This window comes from Actinospineispora acaciae DSM 45401 (assembly GCF_000620785.1).
In the GTDB taxonomy this organism is placed as follows: Bacteria; Actinomycetota; Actinomycetes; order Mycobacteriales; family Pseudonocardiaceae; genus Pseudonocardia; species Pseudonocardia acaciae.
Genome location: NZ_JIAI01000022.1, coordinates 18,712 through 38,038, shown reverse-complemented (window position 1 = coordinate 38,038; position 19,327 = coordinate 18,712). Strand labels below are relative to the sequence as shown.

General features: G+C 70.7%; 15 protein-coding genes. 5 read left to right on the top strand and 10 right to left on the bottom strand.

Features of this window, described 5'->3' with window-relative positions:
* The first annotated feature begins 11 nt into the window (after positions 1-11).
* Positions 12-1,184 carry an acyl-CoA dehydrogenase family protein gene (locus tag N912_RS0144630; protein ID WP_028927562.1) on the top strand — a complete coding sequence of 391 codons (1,173 nt, stop codon included), beginning with the start codon at positions 12-14 and terminating at the stop codon, positions 1,182-1,184.
* Between the two features lie 9 nt (positions 1,185-1,193).
* Complete coding sequence (locus tag N912_RS0144625; RefSeq protein ID WP_028927561.1) at positions 1,194-2,234, top strand: acyl-CoA dehydrogenase family protein; 1,041 nt, start codon at positions 1,194-1,196, stop codon at positions 2,232-2,234.
* A gap of 173 nt (positions 2,235-2,407) precedes the next feature.
* On the opposite strand, the gene N912_RS64215 is transcribed toward N912_RS0144625, so the two are convergent.
* A complete protein-coding gene (locus N912_RS64215) occupies positions 2,408-2,734 on the bottom strand; it encodes an SHOCT domain-containing protein (RefSeq protein ID WP_211261616.1) in 327 nt (108 codons plus the stop codon).
* 79 nt (positions 2,735-2,813) lie between these two features.
* On the opposite strand from N912_RS64215, the gene N912_RS58585 reads away from it, so the two are divergent.
* A complete protein-coding gene (locus N912_RS58585) occupies positions 2,814-3,884 on the top strand; it encodes a pentapeptide repeat-containing protein (protein ID WP_064745572.1) in 1,071 nt (356 codons plus the stop codon).
* Between the two features lie 147 nt (positions 3,885-4,031).
* Here N912_RS58585 and N912_RS58580 read toward each other — a convergent pair whose 3' ends face one another.
* The gene (locus N912_RS58580; RefSeq protein WP_245645918.1) at positions 4,032-5,516 is read right to left on the bottom strand and encodes a glycosyltransferase family 39 protein; all 1,485 of its coding nucleotides are present in this window, start codon (positions 5,514-5,516) and stop codon (positions 4,032-4,034) included.
* A 169-nt stretch (positions 5,517-5,685) separates the two neighbouring features.
* On the opposite strand from N912_RS58580, the gene N912_RS0144610 reads away from it, so the two are divergent.
* The gene (locus N912_RS0144610) at positions 5,686-7,002 is read left to right on the top strand and encodes an MFS transporter (protein WP_156994383.1); all 1,317 of its coding nucleotides are present in this window, start codon (positions 5,686-5,688) and stop codon (positions 7,000-7,002) included.
* Between the two features lie 92 nt (positions 7,003-7,094).
* Here N912_RS0144610 and N912_RS0144605 read toward each other — a convergent pair whose 3' ends face one another.
* The 8 genes from N912_RS0144605 to N912_RS0144570 all read right to left on the bottom strand — a co-directional run bounded on the left by N912_RS0144605 (position 7,095) and on the right by N912_RS0144570 (position 18,405).
* Positions 7,095-7,814 (bottom strand): ABC transporter ATP-binding protein, encoded by a 720-nt coding sequence (locus tag N912_RS0144605; protein WP_028927559.1) that lies wholly within the window; start codon positions 7,812-7,814, stop codon positions 7,095-7,097.
* Positions 7,815-7,854: 40 nt separating this feature from the next.
* Entirely contained in the window at positions 7,855-8,505 is a 651-nt protein-coding gene (locus tag N912_RS0144600) for an ABC transporter ATP-binding protein (protein WP_342670905.1), read from the bottom strand.
* A gap of 85 nt (positions 8,506-8,590) precedes the next feature.
* A complete protein-coding gene (locus N912_RS0144595) occupies positions 8,591-9,865 on the bottom strand; it encodes an ABC transporter permease (RefSeq protein WP_028927557.1) in 1,275 nt (424 codons plus the stop codon).
* A 173-nt stretch (positions 9,866-10,038) separates the two neighbouring features.
* Positions 10,039-11,709 (bottom strand): ABC transporter family substrate-binding protein, encoded by a 1,671-nt coding sequence (locus N912_RS0144590; protein ID WP_028927556.1) that lies wholly within the window; start codon positions 11,707-11,709, stop codon positions 10,039-10,041.
* Positions 11,706-13,376, bottom strand: coding sequence for an ABC transporter family substrate-binding protein (locus N912_RS0144585; RefSeq protein WP_169748061.1), 1,671 nt, complete (start codon positions 13,374-13,376; stop codon positions 11,706-11,708). The genes N912_RS0144590 and N912_RS0144585 overlap by 4 nt, the downstream gene beginning before the upstream one ends.
* Positions 13,377-13,421: 45 nt before the next feature.
* Entirely contained in the window at positions 13,422-15,095 is a 1,674-nt protein-coding gene (locus N912_RS0144580; RefSeq protein WP_028927554.1) for an ABC transporter family substrate-binding protein, read from the bottom strand.
* A complete protein-coding gene (locus N912_RS0144575; protein WP_028927553.1) occupies positions 15,092-16,768 on the bottom strand; it encodes an ABC transporter family substrate-binding protein in 1,677 nt (558 codons plus the stop codon). Before N912_RS0144575 ends, N912_RS0144580 begins: the two co-directional genes overlap by 4 nt.
* Complete coding sequence (locus N912_RS0144570; RefSeq protein ID WP_037069938.1) at positions 16,765-18,405, bottom strand: ABC transporter family substrate-binding protein; 1,641 nt, start codon at positions 18,403-18,405, stop codon at positions 16,765-16,767. The genes N912_RS0144575 and N912_RS0144570 overlap by 4 nt, the downstream gene beginning before the upstream one ends.
* A 241-nt stretch (positions 18,406-18,646) precedes the next feature.
* Here N912_RS0144570 and N912_RS0144565 point away from each other — a divergent pair, with 241 nt between their 5' ends.
* Positions 18,647-19,264 (top strand): HD domain-containing protein, encoded by a 618-nt coding sequence (locus N912_RS0144565; protein WP_028927551.1) that lies wholly within the window; start codon positions 18,647-18,649, stop codon positions 19,262-19,264.
* The last annotated feature ends 63 nt before the right edge of the window (positions 19,265-19,327 follow it).

Sequence of the window (19,327 nt, the reverse complement as noted above, 5' to 3'; positions counted from 1 at the left end):
AGGCGCGTGGCATGGACCTGAGCTACACCGCCGAGGAGGAGAAGTTCCGCGAGGAGCTGCGCGGTTGGCTGCGCGCGCACATCCCCGAGGAGTGGACTCGGCCGGGGTTCTGGGCGTCGCTGCCCTCGGCCGAGAGCTTCGAGATGCGCCGGGAATGGGAGCGGGACAAGGCGCTGGCCGGGTTCGCCGGCATCCAGTGGCCGACCGAGTACGGCGGCCGGGGCGGCACGCCGGGCATGAAGGCGATCTATGACGAGGAGACGGTGCGGGCGCGCGCGCCGCAGACCGTCAACCCGCTCGGGCTGACCTTCCTGGCGCCGACGGTGATGGCCATCGGCACCGACGCGCAGCGCAAGGAGATCATCGGCCCGATGCTGCGCAACGAGGTCATCTGGTGCCAGGGCTTCTCCGAGCCCGGCGCCGGGTCCGACCTCGCCGCGCTGTCCTGCAAGGGCGTCCGCGACGGTGACGACTTCGTGGTGAACGGCCAGAAGGTGTGGACCACCAACGCCGTGCACGGCGACAAGATCTTCACCCTGGTTCGCACCGAGCCGGGCGCCGAGCGGCACCGGGGCATCTCCATGCTGCTCATCGACATGCACCAGCCCGGCGTGGAGGCCCGCCCGCTCAAGCAGATCAGCGGGGCCAGCGAGTTCGGCGAGGTGTTCTTCACCGACGCCCGGGTGCCCGCGTCGGAGTGCCTGGGAGAGCTGGGCGACGGCTGGCGGACCGCGATGCTGCTGCTCTCGTTCGAGCGCGGCGCGTCCGGCATCGCCCAGTACACCGAGTTCCGCCGGCAGTACGACGAGATCGCCTCGGTGGCCCGCGCGCTCGGCCGCGACCGCGACCCGGTGGTCCGGGGCAAGCTGGCCGGGGTGCTCACCGAGCTGGAGTGCCTGCGCTACCACGCCATGCACGTCCTCACCCAGGTCGAACAGGGCCGTGACCTGGGCTTCGAGGCGTCCATGACCAAGCTCCAGTGGTCCGAGACGTTCCAGGACCTCTGGGAGGTGTTCGACGACGTGCTCGGCCCGGACGCCACTTTGCGCGAGCCCGTGCCCGGCCTGGACCTGACGGCCATGCACGCGCAGGCCATGTGGTCGCGGTCGGTCACCATCTGGGGCGGCTCGTCGCAGGTGCAGCGCAACATCGTGGCCGAGCGGGTGCTCGGCCTGCCGCGATAGGAGCCCGGCATGTACTTCGCATTGACCGAGGAGCAGCGCGAGTTCGGCGCCGCCGTGCGCGACTTCCTGGCCGGGAAGTTCGACCTGGACGCGGTGCGCGCCGTCGTCGAGGACGGCGAGAACCCGGACTCGGACGGGAACCCGGCGACGCTGTGGCGGGCCATGGGCGAGCAGGGCTGGCTGGCGGTGCTCGTTCCCGAGGAGCACGAGGGGCTCGGGCTCGGCATGGTGGACGCGCAGGTGATCGCCCGCGAGCTGGGCGCCGGGGTGGCGCCGGGGCCGTGGCGCGGCACCGTGCTGGCCGCCGAGGCGCTGCGGCTGGCGGGTACGGGCAGCCAGCAGCGGCAGTGGCTGCCCCGGCTGGCCGCCGGTTCGGTGGCCGGTGCGGTGGCGCTGCGCGGGTCGTCCGCCGACGGCTGGCCGGCGGTGGAGTACGCCGCGCCGGCCGACGTGCTCGTGGTGGCCGACGGCCCCGCCGAGCTGCGGCTGCTGCGCCGCGACGAGGTCGCCGTGACCGGGCAGGCCAGCTTCGACGGCACCACCAGGCTGGCGTCCGTGACCCTGGCCGAGAGCGCAGGCGAACCGCTGCCCGGCGCCACCGCCGAGGTGGTCGCCGAACTGGCCGCCCGCAACGCCGTCCTTATCGCCGCCGACCTGGTCGGGATCGCCCGCGAGGCCCTCACCCGCACCGTGGACTACGACCGCGAGCGCAAGCAGTTCGGCGTCCCGGTCGGCTCCTTCCAGGCGATCAAACACGACCTGGCCGACCTGCACGTCGCCGTGACCATGGCCGAACACGCCGTCCTCTACGCCGCCCACGCCCTGGACACCGCCGCCCCCGACAGCGCGCTAGCCGTCTCCGTAGCCAAGGCCAAAGCCAGCGACACCGCGTCACTGGTGACCGGCGCGATGATCCAGTACCACGGCGGCATCGGCTTCACCTGGGAACACGAAGCCCACTTCTTCTACAAGCGCGCCAAGCGTCTGGCCGGAATCGCCGGCACCGCCGACGAACACCGCGCACGCCTCGCCGAACTGACGATCGGCTGAGCCGGGCACAAGTCGGGCACAACCCGGCATACCGCCCTGACCGAGGCGCTCGTAAAGATCAACAGCCTGGCGAAGTGATGGCATAGCGCGTGGAAGTCGGTACCAGCCGGTAGTCCTGCGGCGCGCGCAGCCGGCGCTCAAGGGCTCGCGCGGACTTGTCTCGTCGGCCGGGTTTATCCGAGGAGACGGGCCTTGGCGGCCGCAAACTCGGTTTCGTTGAGTACGCCGGACCTGTGCAGCTCAGCGAGCTTGGAAAGCTCGGGGGCGATGTTCGGACCGGGCGCCCCGGCAGACGTAGGCGGGCTGGTTGAGTTGACGCGCGCCGCGAACTCCCGGGCCTTGCGAGAGGAACGGACGATCGTGGCGAACTTGACCGGCCACTCGAAACCTGGTCCGCTGATGGTCAGGAAGCCTTCGGTTCCGGCCGAATGGCCATCCCAGCTCAGCCGTCGGTCTGTCACCTCGGCACGCACACCGACAAGTGGCCGGGACTCGACCACCCAGCACCTCAGATTCGCGGGAGCGTGCATACTGCGCTCGGATCGATCGTCGCTGGTGCCGTGACGAGGGGATATGCCGATGACGGGTGTGGCGGACCGCGCAGGCTCCGTTGTATCGAGCTTGCGTCCGTGGTCATGGGTGATTGCCGGGCTTGTCGTGGCATTGGCGGTATGGGGCTGGATAGAGGTACCGGCCGCGTACCCGTTGCCGGATGCGCCCAGCGATGCGGTGAGGGCCGCGCAGGAGTCGGCGCGGTTGTCGGCGATTGCCACCACCCGGGCAAGCGTCTTGGCGGCAGCGGCCGGCCTCGGCGCTCTCGTTACGATCTTGATCAACTATCGAAACTCGCAGATTATCCAGCGCACCTTCGCCCTTCAAGCACGAGGTCAGATCACCGAGCGCTACACAAAGGCCGTCGAGCAACTCGGTAACACCGAGTCGAAGGCGATCCGCCTGGGCGGGATTTACGCGCTTGAACAGATCGCCGTCGACACCGACCGACACAGTGATCAACAAACCGTGGTCGAGGTCCTCTCCGCGTTCATCCGAGAACTCGCCGGAGCGCCGCGGTCACGCGAAACCTCGAACACCGATGAGGCAGCCGAGGAGCCTTCGTCGTCGAACGAACCGAGGTCACTCCCGAGCGATGTTGCCGCCGCACTCGCCGTCCTCGGGCGTCTCCCGCAACGGCCGGGCATACCACGTGCTGACCTCAGCGACGTTGATTTGCCTGGCGCTAGCCTCGGGCCTGCCAATCTCAGCCGTGCCGACCTCGAATACGTCGGCCTCACTAACGCGAACCTACATCACGCGAACTTGACCGAGGCTCATCTCGGCGAGGCCGATCTCACCCACGCCGACCTCTTCGGTGCCGACCTCACTCATGCCGACCTTCATGGAGCCGTCCTTAGCCATGCCTTCCTCTCTCGTGCCAACCTGACCGGCGCGACCCTGGTCCGTGCCGACCTGGCTCAGGCCCGACTCAACCAGGCCGATCTCACCGACGCCGATCTCACCGATGCTGATCTCACGGGCGCCGACCTCACGGGCGCCAAGCTGCGGGGAGCGCGAGGGCTACGTCGTCAGCAACTGTCGGACCAGCAGGTGCGTGCTGCCGATTCGTTGCCCACCGAGCTGGAGGACGCTTAGCCGTGCCACCTGGCCAGCGTCGGAGTTTCCTGTTCAGAGGCAATTTGACCCGGATTGGAGCCGGTCGTGTACTCGGTGTCTTTCGCCCTATTTGGCCTAAGGGCCTTGGTCCTCTCGCTCAGAGTGCCCGGCTGCTGAGCTCTCGGGTCAGCCGACGTGGCGTAGTTGGGGCCACAGATCGGTCCAGGGGGCGAGCCGGCCTCGGCATATCCAGACGGACTTGCCCTGCTCGCTGTTGCGCAGGCCGAGGCCGTTGTCGATGCGCGCGGCCTCGTCGACGGTGGTGAACCAGCGTTGCAGCTCGGCGCGCCGGTAGCCGACGGCGATCACCGTGGACGGCGTCTCCGGCGGCGGCCCCCAGTCGGCGTAGCTGTTGTGGCCGCTGAAGGCGGGCGGCAGGCCCAGCGCGGGGCCGAACCGGTCGAGCGCGCCGGCCTCGCCGTAGTTGCGGGTGAGCAGCACCGCGCCGGGGGCCGGCAGTCCGTGGTAGACGGTGGCCACCGTGTGGGCGAACTCCGGCCAGCCGACCGTCTCGCCGGCGTCCGGGTACACCGCGACGACCGGCGTGGACGCCAGGGCGTGCACGGGCACGAGCGGCAGCATCAGCGTGGCGTTGACGGCGGCGCTCACCGCGAGGGCGGCGGCGAGCACGAATGCGCGCACCCGGGCCCGGCCACGCCGCACCCAGCGCAGCGTCGGCTCGGCACCGGCGGCGAGCAGCACGGGGTAGAGGCCGGCCAGGTAGTACGGCTTGCCGCCGGCGGCGATGAACACGGCGGCCAGCACCGCGTACGCAGGAGCGAACGCCCGGTACCGCCGCAGCCCCGGATCCCTGGCCAGCCGCCACAGCCCGGCCGCCCACACCGGCACCAGCAGCGGGCTGACCAGCACCAACTGATACGGCAGGAACAGCCACCTCGGCTGGCTGCTGGTCGAGCCGCCGGCCGCGATCTCCCCGGACAACGCGACCAGCGGCCATCCGTTCGTGGCCTGCCAGATCAGGTTGGGCGCCCACAGCAGCACCGCGATCCCGCCCGCGAGCCACGGCCACGGGCCGAGCAGCACCGCCCTCGGGCCGGCCACCAGCACCCCGACCAGCAGCCCGGCCAGCAGCAGCGCGGGCAGCGTCTTGACCTCCAGGCCGACCCCGGCGACCAGCCCGACCGCGAGCCAGGACCGGCCGCCGTCGCGCAGCGCCCGCACCACCACCCAGCTCAGCCCCGCCCACACCAGCAGGTCGAACGTGCTGGTCGAGAGCGTGTGGCCGACCGCGAGCAGGTACGACGAGACGGCCATGCAGCCGGCGGCGAGCGCCTGCGCGGCCCGGTCGCCGCCGAACTCGCGGGCGATCAGCCCGGACAGCAGCACGATCAGCCCGGCCGCCACCGCCGAGGCCGCCCGCAGCCCGACAAGCGAGTCGCCGAACAGCTCGTCTGCCACCCGGGCCAGCAGCGGGGTCAACGGCGGCTGGTCCGAGAAGCCCCACGCCAGGTGCCGTCCGGCCTGTAGGAAGTACAGCTCGTCGCGGTGGTAGCCGTAGCCGGGGCTGACCGCCACCAGCGCAACCGTGACGGCGGCCGCGATCCCGGTCGTGACGGTCGGGGCGCCGGCGCCGTCCGTGGGTGCGGCCACCCGGTTACGGTGCCAGCTCCGCCCGGCGACGGCCACGGTAAATCGGCCGCTCGGCATAACATCAGGAACCGCGAGTAATCCATTACCCAATCGGGTAAACCATTACCCATCCGTGCTCGGCTGCACCTAGCCTCGGGCGGGACGCCGGTCACAACGAGGGGGACGTGCGGTGGCGGGTCGGGGGGAGGTCGTGCCCGGCCCGGGCGTGCCCGAACCGCCCGCTCCGGCCGTCGGCGTCGACACCCCGGGGTTCCGCCGGCTGCTGGTCGCCTGGTCGACGTCGATGGTGGGCGACGGCGTGCGGCTGGCCGCGCTGCCACTGTTCGCCGCGGTCAGCACCCGCGACCCGCTGGCGGTGTCCGCGGTCGCGGTGGCGGAGGTGCTGCCCTGGCTGCTGCTCGCGCTGCCGGCGGGCGCGCTGGCCGACAGGTGGGAGCCGCGCTGGACGGTGCTCGGGGCGCACCTGGTCCGTGGCGTGGCGACGCTGCTGCTGGCCGCCGCGGTGGCCACCGGGACGGCGGGGGTCTGGGTGCTGGTGGCCGCCGCGTTCGTGGTCACGGCGGGGGAGACGTTCGCCGACCCGGCGTCGCAGCGGCTGCTGGTGCGGCTGGCCGGGCCGGACGACCTGGAGCGGGGCAACGGGCGGTTCGTCAGCGTCGAGACGATCGCGCTGGACGTGCTCGGTCCGCTGGTCGCGGGCGGGTTGTTCCTGTGGCAGCCGGCGGTCTGCTTCGCGCTCGACGGCGTCTCGTTCCTGGCGGCGGGGCTGGTCGTGGCCGGGTTGCCGCGCATCGGGGCCGGTCACGGCGTACGGCACGGGCTGGCCGGGCAGGTCGGCGAGGGCGTGCGCTACCTGTTCGGCCACCGGGGGCTGCGGGTGCTGGTCACCGCCGTGCTGTTCGCCGCGGTCGCGGTGGCCGCCGCGAACGCGGTGATGGCGCTCTACGCCGTGGAGGTGCTCGGTATCCCGACCGCGCTGGTGCCGACGCTGTGGGTGGCGATGGGGCTGGGCACCCTGGTCGCGGCCCGGTGCGTGCCGGCGCTGGCCGCCCGGTTCTCCGAAGGGCCGGTGATGGTGGCCGCGATGGCGGTGCTTGCCTCGGGGTTCCTGCTGCTCGGCGCGCTGTCCTGGCAACCGGTCGGCTGGCTCGGCTACGCGCTGGTCGGGCTGGGCGCCGGCGGCTGGAACGTGCTGTCCGCGACCCGGCGCCAACGGCTCACCGAGGCGCCGATGATGGGCCGGGTCACCAACGGCTACCGGGTGCTGACCTGGGGCCTGATGCCGATCGGCGCCGGTCTGGCCGGGCCGGTCGCCGAGCTGGCCAGCCTCGGGGCCGTCTACCTGCTCGCCGGCGCGCTGCTGGCCGGGAGCCTGCTGGTGCTCGCCCGTCCGCTGCTCGGTACCGGCGTGCCGCCGAGCGCGCCAGAACCCCGGTCCGGCGACCACGCCGGATCACCGAATGTGGAAAGGGGGGATCGCCGATGATGGGCACCCGCGTCACGTGATGAAACGGCCGCCTCGCGCGGCCTAGACGGGTTGGGCCGGGGCGGTGCGAAACCCCGGCCCAACCCCGTGCCTCAGACCGCGCGCAGGTGCGGCCGCCGGGGCCGGTGCGGCCGGTACGGGACGTTGCGCCGGTCGCTCACCACCCGACCCGCCCGCATCCGGACGATCCGGGTGGCCCAGGCCGCGACGTCCTCGTCGTGCGTGCAGTAGATGATCGTGCGGCCGGCCTCGTTCAGCTCGGCGAACAGCTCCATGATCTCGGTGGCGGAGCCGGCGTCCAGGCCGCCGGTGGGGTCGTCGTCCAGCAGCACCGCCGGGTCGTTGATCAGCGCGCGGGCGATCAGCGCCTTCTGCCGCTGCGCCTCGAACAGCTCCACCGGCCGGTCGCCGTAGTGCCCGCGCAGCCCGACCCGGTCCAGCGCGGCCCGCGCCCGCCGCCGCCGAACCCCCGCCCGCCGGTAGAGCAGCGGCAGCTCGACGTTCTCCTGCACGCTCGCCCTCGGGATCAGGTCGAAGTTGCCGAACACGAAGCCGATCAACCGTCCGCGCAGCCTGGCCAGCCGCCGCTTGGACAGCCGCCCCACGTCCACGCCGTCCAGCAGGTAGCGCCCGTCGCTGGGCAGGTCCAGGCAGCTCAGCACGTTCAGCAGGGTGCTGGTGCCGGAGCCGGACGGCCCGACCACGGCGACCATCTCGCCGGCCTCGATGGTCAGCTCGATGTCGAACAGCGCCGGAACGTCCCGCCGCTCGGTCGACCGGTACGCCTTCCCGACCCGCTCGAGCTTGATCACCACTGGCTCCTCTCTGAGCCCCCCGACGCCGACACAACGCTCAGGCGCTGAGCCCGCTGACGTTGTCGGGCCGCTCCACCGGGGTGTCGCTCTCGATGTTGCCGTCGCGCAGCCAGACCCGGCGCGAGCAGTACTCGGCCACCTCCTCCTCGTGCGTGATGATCACGATCGTGCTCCCGGCCCTGTTCAGGTCGGTGAACAGCTCCATGATCTCGGTGGTGGTCTTGGTGTCCAGCGCCCCGGTCGGCTCGTCGGCCAGGATGATCGACGGGTCGTTGATGAGCGCGCGGGCCACCGCGACCCGCTGCTTCTGGCCACCGGAGAGCTCGCTGGGCACGTGCCCCATCCGCTCGCCGAGCCCGACCCGCTCCAACGCCGCCCTGGCCTTGGCCTTGCGCCGCCGCACGCCGTTGTAGACCAGCGGCAGCTCGACGTTGCGCATCGCGTTGGTGCGCGGGATCAGGTTGAACGACTGGAACACGAACCCGATCTTCTGCCCTCTGGCCTTGGCGAGCTCGCGCTTGGACAGCCGGGTCACGTCGGTGCCGTCCAGCAGGTAGCGGCCGGTGGTGGGGGTGTCCAGGCAGCCCAGGATGTTCATCAGCGTGCTCTTGCCGGAGCCGGACGGCCCCATGATGGCGACCATCTCGCCGGCCTCGATGTCCAGGTCGATGCCGTGCAGAACCCTCATCTCGCCTTCCGCCATGCGAAAGGAACGGGTAATGCCTTCCAGGCGGATCATCCGACTCCCTGCGTTCTTCGCCGTCCAGTTGGGGTTATTCAAACCGCAGTGCCTCGATCGGTTCGAGGCGAGCCGCCCGCCATGCCGGATAGCCGCCGGCGATCAGCCCGATCACCAGGCAGATGGCGAAGGCGAGCCCGACGGCCGGCAGGGAGATCGTCGGGTCGAAGGTCTTCAGCGGGCCGCCCGCGGCCATGCCGGCGAGCAGTTGCTTGATCCCGAGGATCGCGCCGATGCCGGCCCCCACGCCGATCAGCCCGCCCAGCCCGGCCAGCGCGATCGACTCCAGGACGAACTGGCCCATGATCGCCGAGTCGCTGGCGCCGACCGCCTTGCGGGTGCCGATCTCCCGGGTCCGGTCGGTGACCGACACCAGCATGATGTTGAGCACGCCGATGCCGCCGACCAGCAGGGAAATTGCGGCCGCCGCCGGCACCGCGTTGGTCACCAGCGTCATCAGCGAGGTGAACGTGGTCACCCGTGAGCCCAGGTCCTGCACCTGGAAGTCGTCGTACTGCGGCGAGTCGATGTGGTGGCGCTCGCGCAGGACCTCCTGGATCTGGGCCTTCGCGGCCGGCACCGCCTGCGTCGAGGTGGCCTTCACGGTGAGGCGGCTGACGTGGTTGGCGCCGGTGCCGAAGGAGGAGCCGAACACGCCGGCCCGCACCGCCTTCAACGGCATGACGACGACGTTGTCGTTGGCCGCGCCGTACGACTTGAGCACGCCGATCACCTTGACCGTGGTGCTGTTGAGGCGCACGGTGCGGCCGAGCGCGGCGTGCGGGTCCGGGCCGAACAGCGCCTGGCCGACCAGCGAGCCCATCACCGCGACCTTGGCCCCGTTGTCGTCCTCGACGGTGTTGAAGAACCGCCCGGCGACCAGCTCCCGCTGCGAGGCCTGCAGGTAGTTGGCGGTGGTTCCCTCGACCGAGGCGGACAGGTACTGCGCGCCCTGGGTGGTGGCCGTCACCGCCTTGGCGGACTGGCCGGCGGCCCCGGTGGTCGCCCCGGTCACGGACGGCACCATCTCGGCCACCTGCGGGATCTTGGCGATCGCGGCCACGTCGGCGTCGGTGAGCGGCTTGGCCGGCGGCCCGCCCGGGTACGGCGACACCTTGGGCACCACCGTGATGCTGTTCGCCACCGGCTCGATCGCCGCGTTCACCGAGCCCAGCAGGCCCTGGCCGAGCGAGCTGAGCAGCACCACCGCGGCGACGCCGATGACCAGGCCGAGCATGGTCAGCACCGAGCGCAGCTTGTGCGCGCGCAGGCTGCGGAAGGCGATTGCCAGGATGTCCCTGAGGATCACTGGTCGCTACCCCCGCACGGATCGTTTTCGGCCACACGTGACCAGATCAGGATCGGGCGCCTACCTGATAGTCCGGATTCCTTTTCCTGTCATTTTCCTAAGAACCGGGACCGGGTCGAGGGCGGGTTCTCAGCAATGCGACGTTGGTCATAAAAGTGGCAATGTTCGCGGAGTTACGGAGTGAAGCCGACCTTGGTGTAGTCCGGGTCGGCGAGGCCCTTGGCGCCGTAGTTGGCGACGTTCTCGCGGACGGCGTAGGCGCCGGTCTGGGGGTAGAGCGGCAGGTGGTGGACCTCGTCCCAGATCAGCCTGTCGATCTCATTGCCGAGCTCGATCCGTTTGGCGTCGTCGAGCTCGGTGATGCCCTGGGCGAACTTCGCGCTGATGGTCGGGTCGTAGATGCGGCCGAAGTTGCCGCCGACGTCGGTTCCGGTCGGGTCCTGGTAGATGGCGGCCGAGTCGCTGAAGGGCGAGCCGGTGGTGATCCACTGGAAGGTGGTCAGGTCGAAGTTGCCGACGTTGACGAAGTCGGAGAAGAACTGCGCGGTCGGGGCCGGGTCGATGACGACCTCGACGCCGATCTGGGCGAGCTGGTCGAGGACCGTCTTGGCGGTCTGCTCGCTGATCGGGTTGCCGCTGGGAGTGACGAAATGCAGCCGCAGCGGCTGGCCGTCGCGGGCGCGCACGGCGGACCCGGCGGGACGGACCCAGCCCAGGGCGTCCAGCTCGCGGTTTGCCGCCACCGGGTCGAAGGCCGCGCTGGCGGAGTTGTCCCGGTAGCCCTTCGAGCCGATCGGGAAGATGTGGTTGCCCATCGGGGTCACCTGGCCGACGATCCGCCCGACCAGGCGCTGGGCGATGGCCGCCCGGTCGATGCCCTTGGCGACGGCGCGTCGCAGCGCCTTGTCGGCCAACACCCGGCCGGGGGCGCCGTTGAACGTCAGGTGGCTGTACTGCTTCGGGATGGCCCGGCGGATCTGTACGCTCGGGATCTTTCGGGCGCGTTCGAACAGGTCGGTGCTGGAGCCGATCTCGTAGGCGTCGATCTCGTTGTTGGCCAGCCGGTCGGCCAGCGCGGACCGCTCGGTGACCGTGAAGATGATCCGGTCCAGCCGGGGGCGGGCGCCCCACCAGCGCTCGTTGCGCACCAGCGTGATCGTCTTCGCGGTGAGGTCCACCCTGTCCACCCGGAACGGGCCGGCGGTGATCTTCGGTTCGGTCAGCCAGCCGTTGAACTCCTTCGGGTCGTCGTTCATCTCCTTCGGGTACAGCCCGTTGAACAGCCGGCCCTGCCACTCCGCGAACGGCTTGCGGAAGGTCACCACCGCCTCTTTGTCGCCGCCGCCGCGCTCGACCTTCTCGATGTCGACGTACCCGGTCTTGTCGCTGAACTGGTACTCCGTGTTCGACCCGTTGTTGGCCCTGACCTGCGCGGCGAAGTCCTCCCAGGTGATCGGCCGGCCGGTGGACCAGACCGCCCGCTCGTTGATCCGGTAGCGGACCACCTGCGGCGAGGTGGAGACCAGGTCGGCGGACGCGAGCAGGTCGGTGTTCAGCGCCGTGCCACCGTCCGCCGCCTCGTCGAAGGCGCGCGGCATCAGCGCCCAGAGCACCTGGTGGGTCTGCCCCTCGTGGCCGTCCGTGCTGTTGTAGTTGTAGTTCACCGGCAGGTTGTCCAACGGCAGGCGCAGGTCACCGCCGTCGCGCAGGGTGGCGGGGTCACGCGGGTTGAGGTCCTGCGCGCCGGGCGGCGGCGGCGCCTCCAGCCGCGCGCCCGAGCCACCGCCGCACGACGTGAGGAGCAGCGCGCCGGCCACCGCACAGGCGAGCAGGGTTCGCGTCATGGGTTAAACCCGACCTTCGTGTAGTCCCAGTCGGCGAGGCCCCTGGCGCCGTAGTTGGCCAGGTTCTCGCGCACGGCGTACGCCCCGGGCTCCGCGTAGAGCGGCAGGTGATGAACCTCGTCCCAGACCAGCCTGTCGATCTCGTTGCCGATCTCGATCCGCTTCGAGTTGTCCAGCTCGGCGGTTCCCTCGGCGAACTTCTCGCTGATCACCGGGTCGTGGATGCGGCCGTAGTTGAGGCCGACATCGCCGCCCTTCGGCTCCTGGTAGATCGAGACCGAGTCGCTGAACGGCGGCCCGGTGAGAACCCATCCGAAGGCCGTCAGGTCGAAGTTGCCGGCGTGAACGAAGTCGGGGTAGAACCGCGCGGACGGAACCGGCTCGATCACCACCTCGACGCCGACCTCGACGAGCTGGACCGCGATCTCCTTGGCTATCTGCTCGTACTCCAGGTCGTCGCGGAAGATGACGAGGTTCAGCCGCAGCGGCTGGCCACCTCGGGCTCGGATCGAGCCGGTGCCGGAGCCTTGTCGAACCCACCCCAGGGCGTCGAGCTCCCGGTTGGCGCTCTCCGGGTCGAAAGTGGTCGTTGGGGCGGCGCCCGCGTTGTCCCGGTATCCCTTCGAGCCGATCGGGTAGATGTGGTTGCCCAGCGGTTTCGCCCAGCCCACGATCGGTCCGATCACCCGCTGGGCGATGGCCTCCCTGTCGATGGCCTTGGCGACGGCGCGACGTAACGCGGGGTCGGCCAGCGGCCGGCCGGGAGCGCCGTTGAACGTGATGTGGGTGCGTTGGCCGGTGGCGGCCCGACGGATCTTCACCCCCGGAATGGCCCTCGCCCGGTCGAGCAGGTCAACGTTGGCATCGATCTCGTAGGCGTCGATCTCGTTGTCGGCCAGCCGATCGGGCCATGCCCTGTCGCCGGCCGTCCAGGTGATGCGGTCCAGCCGGGGCGGCCTGCCCCACCAGCGCTCGTTGCGCACCAGCGCGATGGACCGCGCGGTCGTGTCGATCTTCTCCACCCGGAACGGGCCGGCGGTGATCTTCGGCTCGGTGTGCCAGCCGTTGAACTCGGCCGGGTCGCCGTTCATCTCCTTCGGGTACAGCCCGTAGAACAGCCGGCCCTGCCACTCCGCGAACGGCCTGCGCAAGGTCACCAGGACCTCCTTGTCGGTCCCGCCGCGTTCCACCCTCTCGATGTCGGCGTAGCCCGTCTTGTCCACGAAGCGGAACGCCGGGTCGGACCCGTTGTTGGCCCTGACCTGCGCGGCGAAGTCCTCCCAGGTGATCGGCCGCCCGTTGGACCACACCGCGCGGTCGTTGATGCGGTAACGGATCACCTGCGGGAGGGTCGACACCAGCCCGGCGTCGGTGAGCAGGTCCGCGTTCAGCACGGGGTCGCCGTCCTTGGACTGGTCGAACGCCCGGGGCATCAGCGCCCACAGGACATCCCTGGCCCACTCACCGTGCCCGTCGACGTGGTTGTAGTTGTAGTTCACCGGCAGGTCGTTCAACGGCAGCCGCAGGGTGCCGCCGTCGCGCAGGGAGTCCGGATCACGCGGGTTGACGTCCTGCGACCCGTACCCCGACGGGTCGCCGGTCCCGCCTCCTTGCCCGCCGCCGCACCCCGCAAGCACCAGCGCACCGGCCACCGCACAAGCGAGCATCCGCAACCCGTGAGTGGTTAGCGTTGTCATAGCAACGCTAACCACTCACGGGTTGACGAAGCCGGCGTGCACATAGTCGTAGTCCCCCAGCCCTTTGGCGCCGAAGTTGGCCAGGTTCTCGCGGACGGCGAAGGCGCCGGTCTGCGGGTAGACCGGGACGTCGTGCACCTCTTCCCAGATCAGCTTGTCGATCTCGTTGCCGATCTCGATCCGCTTGGCGTCGTCCAGCTCGGCGAAGCCCCGCCGGTACAGCTCGGTGATGCGGGGGTCGTAGATGCGGCCGAAGTTGATGCCGAGGTCGTTGCCGGTCGGCTCCTGGAAGGCGTTGAAGCTGTTCGAGAACGGCGCCGACGAGCCGACGAACTGGTAGGGGGCCAGGTCGAAGTTGCCCCGGCTGACGTAGTCGCTGAAGAACTGGTTCGGCGGCACCGCCTCCAGCACGAGCTGCACGCCGATCTCGGCGAGCTGGCCCAGCGCGGTCTTGGCGATCGCGTCGGAGATCGGGTTGCCGGCGGGGACGACGATGCGCAGCCGCAGCGGGCGGCCGTCCTTGACCCGCACGGGCCCCTGCCGCGCCCAGCCGGCGGCGTCCAGCGCCTGGTTGGCCGCCGCCGGGTCGTGGCGCAGCAGGTCGGAGTGGTCCCGGTAGGCGGCGGATCCGACCGGGTAGATGTGGTTGCCCATCTGCTGGACCGTCGGCACGATCGGTCCGATCAGCCGCTGGGCCATGGCCTTCGCGTCGAGGCCCTGGGCCACCGCCCGGCGCACCCTGAGGTCGGAGAGGATGGCGCCGGGCGCGCCGTTGAAGCTGATGTGCCCGAACGCCTTGGGGGCGGCCTGCCGGATCCGCACGCCGGGGATGGTCCGGGCGCGCTGGAACAGGTCCACGCTGGAGCCGATCTCGTAGAGGTCGATCTCGTTGTTGGCCAGCCGGTCGGCCAGCGCGGCCCGCTCGGTGACGGTGAAGATCACCCGGTCCAGCCGGGGCCGCTCGCCCCACCAGCGCTCGTTGCGCACCAGCGTGATCGTCTTCGCGGTCTGGTCGACCTGGCCTACACGGAACGGCCCGGCGGTCTCCAGCGGGCGGGCCAGCCAGCCGGTGTTGAACACGGTCGGGTCGGCGTTCGTCTCCTTCGGGTAGAGCCCGTAGAACAGGTTCTGCCACTCCGAGTACGTCCTGGCGAAGGTGACGATCGCGTCCTTGTCGGTGGCGCCGCGCTCGACCTTGGCGATGTCCTGGTAGCCGTTCTTGTCGCCGAGCAGGTACCTCGGGTCGGAGCCGTTGTTCGCGCGCGCCTGCTCGGCGAAGTCCTCCCAGGTGACCGGCCGGCCGTTGGACCACTCCGCGCGGTCGTTGATGTGGTAGTGGATCACCTGCGGCGAGGCGGAGGTCAGCTCGGCGGCGGTCACGAAGTCGGTGTTCAGCTTCAGCCCGCCGTCGGGGGCGTCGTCGAACGCGCGCGGCATCAGCGCCGCCATCACCCGGTGGGTCTGTTCCTCGTGCCCGTCGGTGTGGTTGTAGTTGTAGTTGGTCGGCAGGTTGTCCAGCGGTATGCGCAGGTCACCGCCGTCGCGCAGGGCCTGGGCGGGGTGCGGGTTGATGTCCTGGGTGCCGTGCGCGGGCTCCTGCAACCGGCCGCCGCCCCCGCCGCCGCAGCCGGCCAGCGCCACGGCGGCGGCCGCGGTCAGCAGGGCGATGGCGGTGCGGACGCTCGTCATTTCGTGAACCCCACGGCCGTGTAGTCGAGGTCGGACAGCCCGGGCGCGCCGAAGTTGGCCAGCGTGGAGCGCACCGCGTACGCGCCGGGGTCGGGATAGAGCGGCAGGCTGTGCACGACCGTCCAGATCACCTGGTCGACGCCGTCGCCGGCGGCCGCCCGCTCGATGTCGTCGGTCTTGCCCATGTCCTCGGCGATCTGGTCGGCGATCGTCGGGTTGAAGATCCGCCCGTAGTTCTGCGCGACGTCCTGCCCGCTGGGCTGGTAGTAGCGGCCGATCGAGCTGCGCAGCGGCGACGCGGAGTGCCGGGACCGCACGTGGATCAGGTCGAAGTTCCCGGCCCGCGTCGCCAGGCTCTTCTCCGGGCCGGCCATCGGCTGCACGGTCACCGTGACGCCGATCTTGGCCAGCTGGTCGCGCACCGCCGCGCCGACCGCCTCGCTGGCCGGGTTGCCGGCCTCCACGACCAGCCGCAACGCCAGCGCCGTGCCCCTGGCGTTGACCCGCCGGTCGCCCCTCAACGTCCAGCCCAGCGCGTCCAGGTCCTGGCCGGCGCGCGCCTGGTCGTAGGGCACCACGCCCGAGTTGTCCCGGTAGCTGGACGACCCGAACGCGTAGAGGTGGTTGCCGTGCTGGCGGATCGCCGGCGCGATCTCGCCGACCACCTGCCTGGCCACCGCGGTGCGGTCGATGCCCTCCGCGATCGCCTGCCGCAGCCGCAGGTCGGCGAGGGCCGCGCCGGGGCCGCCGTTGATCAGCAGCTCGTCGTAGTCGCGGTCCACCGACTGGCGCACGACCACGTCCGGCATGGTGCGGGCGCGCCGGACCAGGTCCACGTTCTCGCCGATCTGGTAGAAGTCGATGTCGTTGCCGAGCAGGCCGTCGGCGAGCTTGGCCGGCAGGTAGGGCTTGAAGACGATCCGGTCGAGCTTGGCCCGCGGGCCCCACCACGCCTCGTCGCGGACCAGCGTGGTGACGCCGGTGACCGGGTCCACGGACTGCAGCTTGAACGGGCCCGCGGTCGCCGGCGCCTTGCGCAGCCAGCCGGTGTTGAACAGCACCGGGTTGCCGGTGGTCGACGCCGGGTAGAGCGGGCTGAACAGCGACTGCCATTCGCCGTAGTCGCCCTTGAAGGTCACCACGGCGTGCTTGTCGTCGACGCCCCTGGTCACGCCGGCGATCTCGTCGTAGCCCTCCGGGATGGTGGACTGGAACGCGGGGTTGGAGCCGGTCAGCGCCTTCCACTGGGACTCGAAGTCGCGCCAGGTGATCGGCGCGCCGTCGTTCCAGCTCGCGTTCGGCTGGATCGTGTAGACCACGGTCTGCGGCGCGGCGGTCGGGAGCAGGCCGGCGGACACCAGGTAGTTGCGGTCCGGCAGCAGCGAGCCGTTCGGCGTGCTCCGGAACGCGCGCGGCATCATGGCGTCCACGATCGCCCGGTTGTCGTCGGACGGGCCGTTGGTCTGGTAGATGTTGAACGTCGGCGGCACGCCCTCGATCGGCCAGCGCAGCTCACCGCCGTCCTTCAGGCCGGACGGGTCCTTCGCGTTGAGGTCGGCGCGCCCGGCGTTGAGCACCGGCCGGGCCGGCTCGTCGTCGGCCCCGGGCAGCAGCGAGCAACCGGTCAGCAGGGCCGCCGAGGCGAGCACGGCGGCGAGGCGCACCGCGTTCACTTCACGAACCCCGCGTTGATGTAGTCCGGGTCGGCGAACCCGGAGGCGCCGAAGTTGGCCAGGTTGGACCGGACCGCGACGGCCCCCGGCCGGGCGTAGAGCACCACGCTGTGCACCTCCTGCCAGATCTTCTGGTCGACCTCGTTGCCGATGGCGGCCCGCTTGGCGTCGTCCAGCTCGGCGATGCCACGGGCGAACAGTGCGTCGATCTCCGGGCTGGCGATCCGACCGTAGTTCTCCCTGACCACGTTCCCGATCGGGCTACCGTAGATCTCCACCGAGCTGCTCAGCGGGCTCGCGGTGCCGCCCCAGGCGAACAGCGCCAGGTCGAAGTTCCCCCGGGTGATGTTCGGGAACAGCTCGGCGATGGCCTGCGGCAGCAGCACCAGCGTGACGCCGATCTGGCCGAGCTGGTTCTGCAACGTCTTGGCGACGTCCTCGTTCGTGGCGATCTGCCCGTAGACCAGCCGCAGGCTGAGCTGCCGTCCGTCCTTGACCCGCCCCTGGCCCTGCCGGACCCAGCCCAGCCGGTCCAGCGCCTGGTTCGCGGCCGCCGGGTCGAAGGCCAGGCCGCCCGCGTTGTCCCGGTAGTCCTTGCCGCCCGGCACGTAGATGTGGTTGCCGCTGGGGCGGGCGTCCGGGACGACCTGGCCGAGCATGCGCCGCGCGATGGCCTGCCTGTCGATGCCCTGCGCGATGGCCCGCCGCATGTCCAGGTCGGCGAGCACGGCGCCGGGCGCGCCGTTGAACGTGACGTGCGTGTAGTAGCGCGACGGCGCGTTGCGGATGGCCACACCAGGGCTGGACTGCGCCCGCCGCAGCTGGTCGACGTCCGCGCCGAACTCGAAGTAGTCCAGCTCGTTGTTGGCCAGCGCGTCCGGCCGGGCGGAGTCGTCGACCTGACGGAAGATGATCCGGTCCAGCTTCGCCGGGGTGCCCCACCAGCGCGGGTTGCGGGTGAGCGTGACGGTCTTGGCGCCCTGGTCGACCGAGCTGATCACGAACGGCCCGGCGCTGACCGGGATGCCCTTGGTCAGGCTCGTGTTGAAGCTCTCCGGGGTGGCGGACACGGACGCCGGGTAGAACGGGTTGAACAGGTTGCGCCACTCCGCGAACGGCCGGCCGAACGTGATCACCACCTGGCGGTCGTCGACGCCGAGGGCGACCGAGGTGATGTCCTGGTACCCGGTGGTGCCCGAGGTCTGGTACGCCGGGTTCGTGCCGTTCTGCGAGCGCCAGTACGCCTCGAAGTCCCGCCAGGTGATCGGCGAGCCGTCGGTCCACACCGCGCGCGGGTTGATCGTGTACGTCACCACCTGCGGGGACGTGGACGTGATCTCCGCTTTCGTCAGGTAGTCGTGGTTCGGCACCAGGCCGCCGTCCGCGGTCCCGGTGAACCAGGACGGCACCACCGCGCCCACGATGTTGCTGACGTCGGCGACGGTGCCGTCCACCTCGTTGTAGTTGAAGTTGATCGGGAGGCCGTCCAGGGGCAGCCTGAGGTCGCCACCGTCGCGGACGTTCTCCCTCGGCTGAGGGTTGATGTCGGTGTGGCCGACCTCCTGGCTGGACGGCGGCAGCGCCGCACCACCCCCGCCGCATCCGGCCACCGTGATCAAGGTGACCACTGTGACCATCGCGAGGACCCGGCGAGCTGTCACGTGACGCGAAGCCTCTCGTATACGGGTGGGGAACGTGGCACGGGATCTTAGCCGCGTGGCGGGTTGGAGAGATGACGAATCCGGTGTTCGCGTGGTCGACGTGTGGGTGCGGCTGGATGCCGGTTCCAGGTTCTGGTGGGTGCGTGCCGGCTACCCGGGTGTTTTCGCCGGCCCGCGAGTAGCCTCCTGAGCTGATCGGCCCCGACGAGGAAGACAAGTGAAGGTATTCGGTGCCTGGCGGGACTGGGCCGCGGCGCGGAGAGACCTCTCCGCGCGGCTGCGGCCCGACACCGTTGTCGCATTGAGCGAGGCGTACGAGTTCGCCGGCGCCTGGCACGCTGACCAGGTTCGGCCAGCGGGGGAGCCCTACGTGTGGCACCTGCTCGAGGTGCTGGAGATCGCGTACAAGGTCGGGCGGCTGGTCGATCCGGACTCGCTGCGGGCCGCGCTGCTGCACGACGTCGTGGAGGACACTCCGGTCACCGCCGAGCAGGTGAAGGTAAATTTTGGGGCCTCGACGGCCGAGTTGGTCGGGTGGCTCACCAAGCCCGCACCGGCGCCTGGGCAGGCGTCCGAGCAGTTGCGCGCTCGCTATCTGGAGCGCTTCGCCTCGGCCCCGCCGGCGGCGCGCCTGATCAAGCTCGCCGACCGCTACAGCAACGTGCAGCGGCTCGACACCCACCCGCGCCCGGCCAAGCGGCGCGCCTACTACCTGGAGACCCGCGAGCACTTCCTGCCCCTCGCGGCCGCCACGCCCGCCTTCGCGGAACTGTTCGACGAGTGGGACCGAACGTTTGCTCACCTCGCCCAGGTCGAGCCGCGTGAGGTGCCGTGACGTCGTGGACGGAGATCCCCCGCGACCGGCTCCCGCGGCCGGCTCGCAAGGACGCGACGGAAC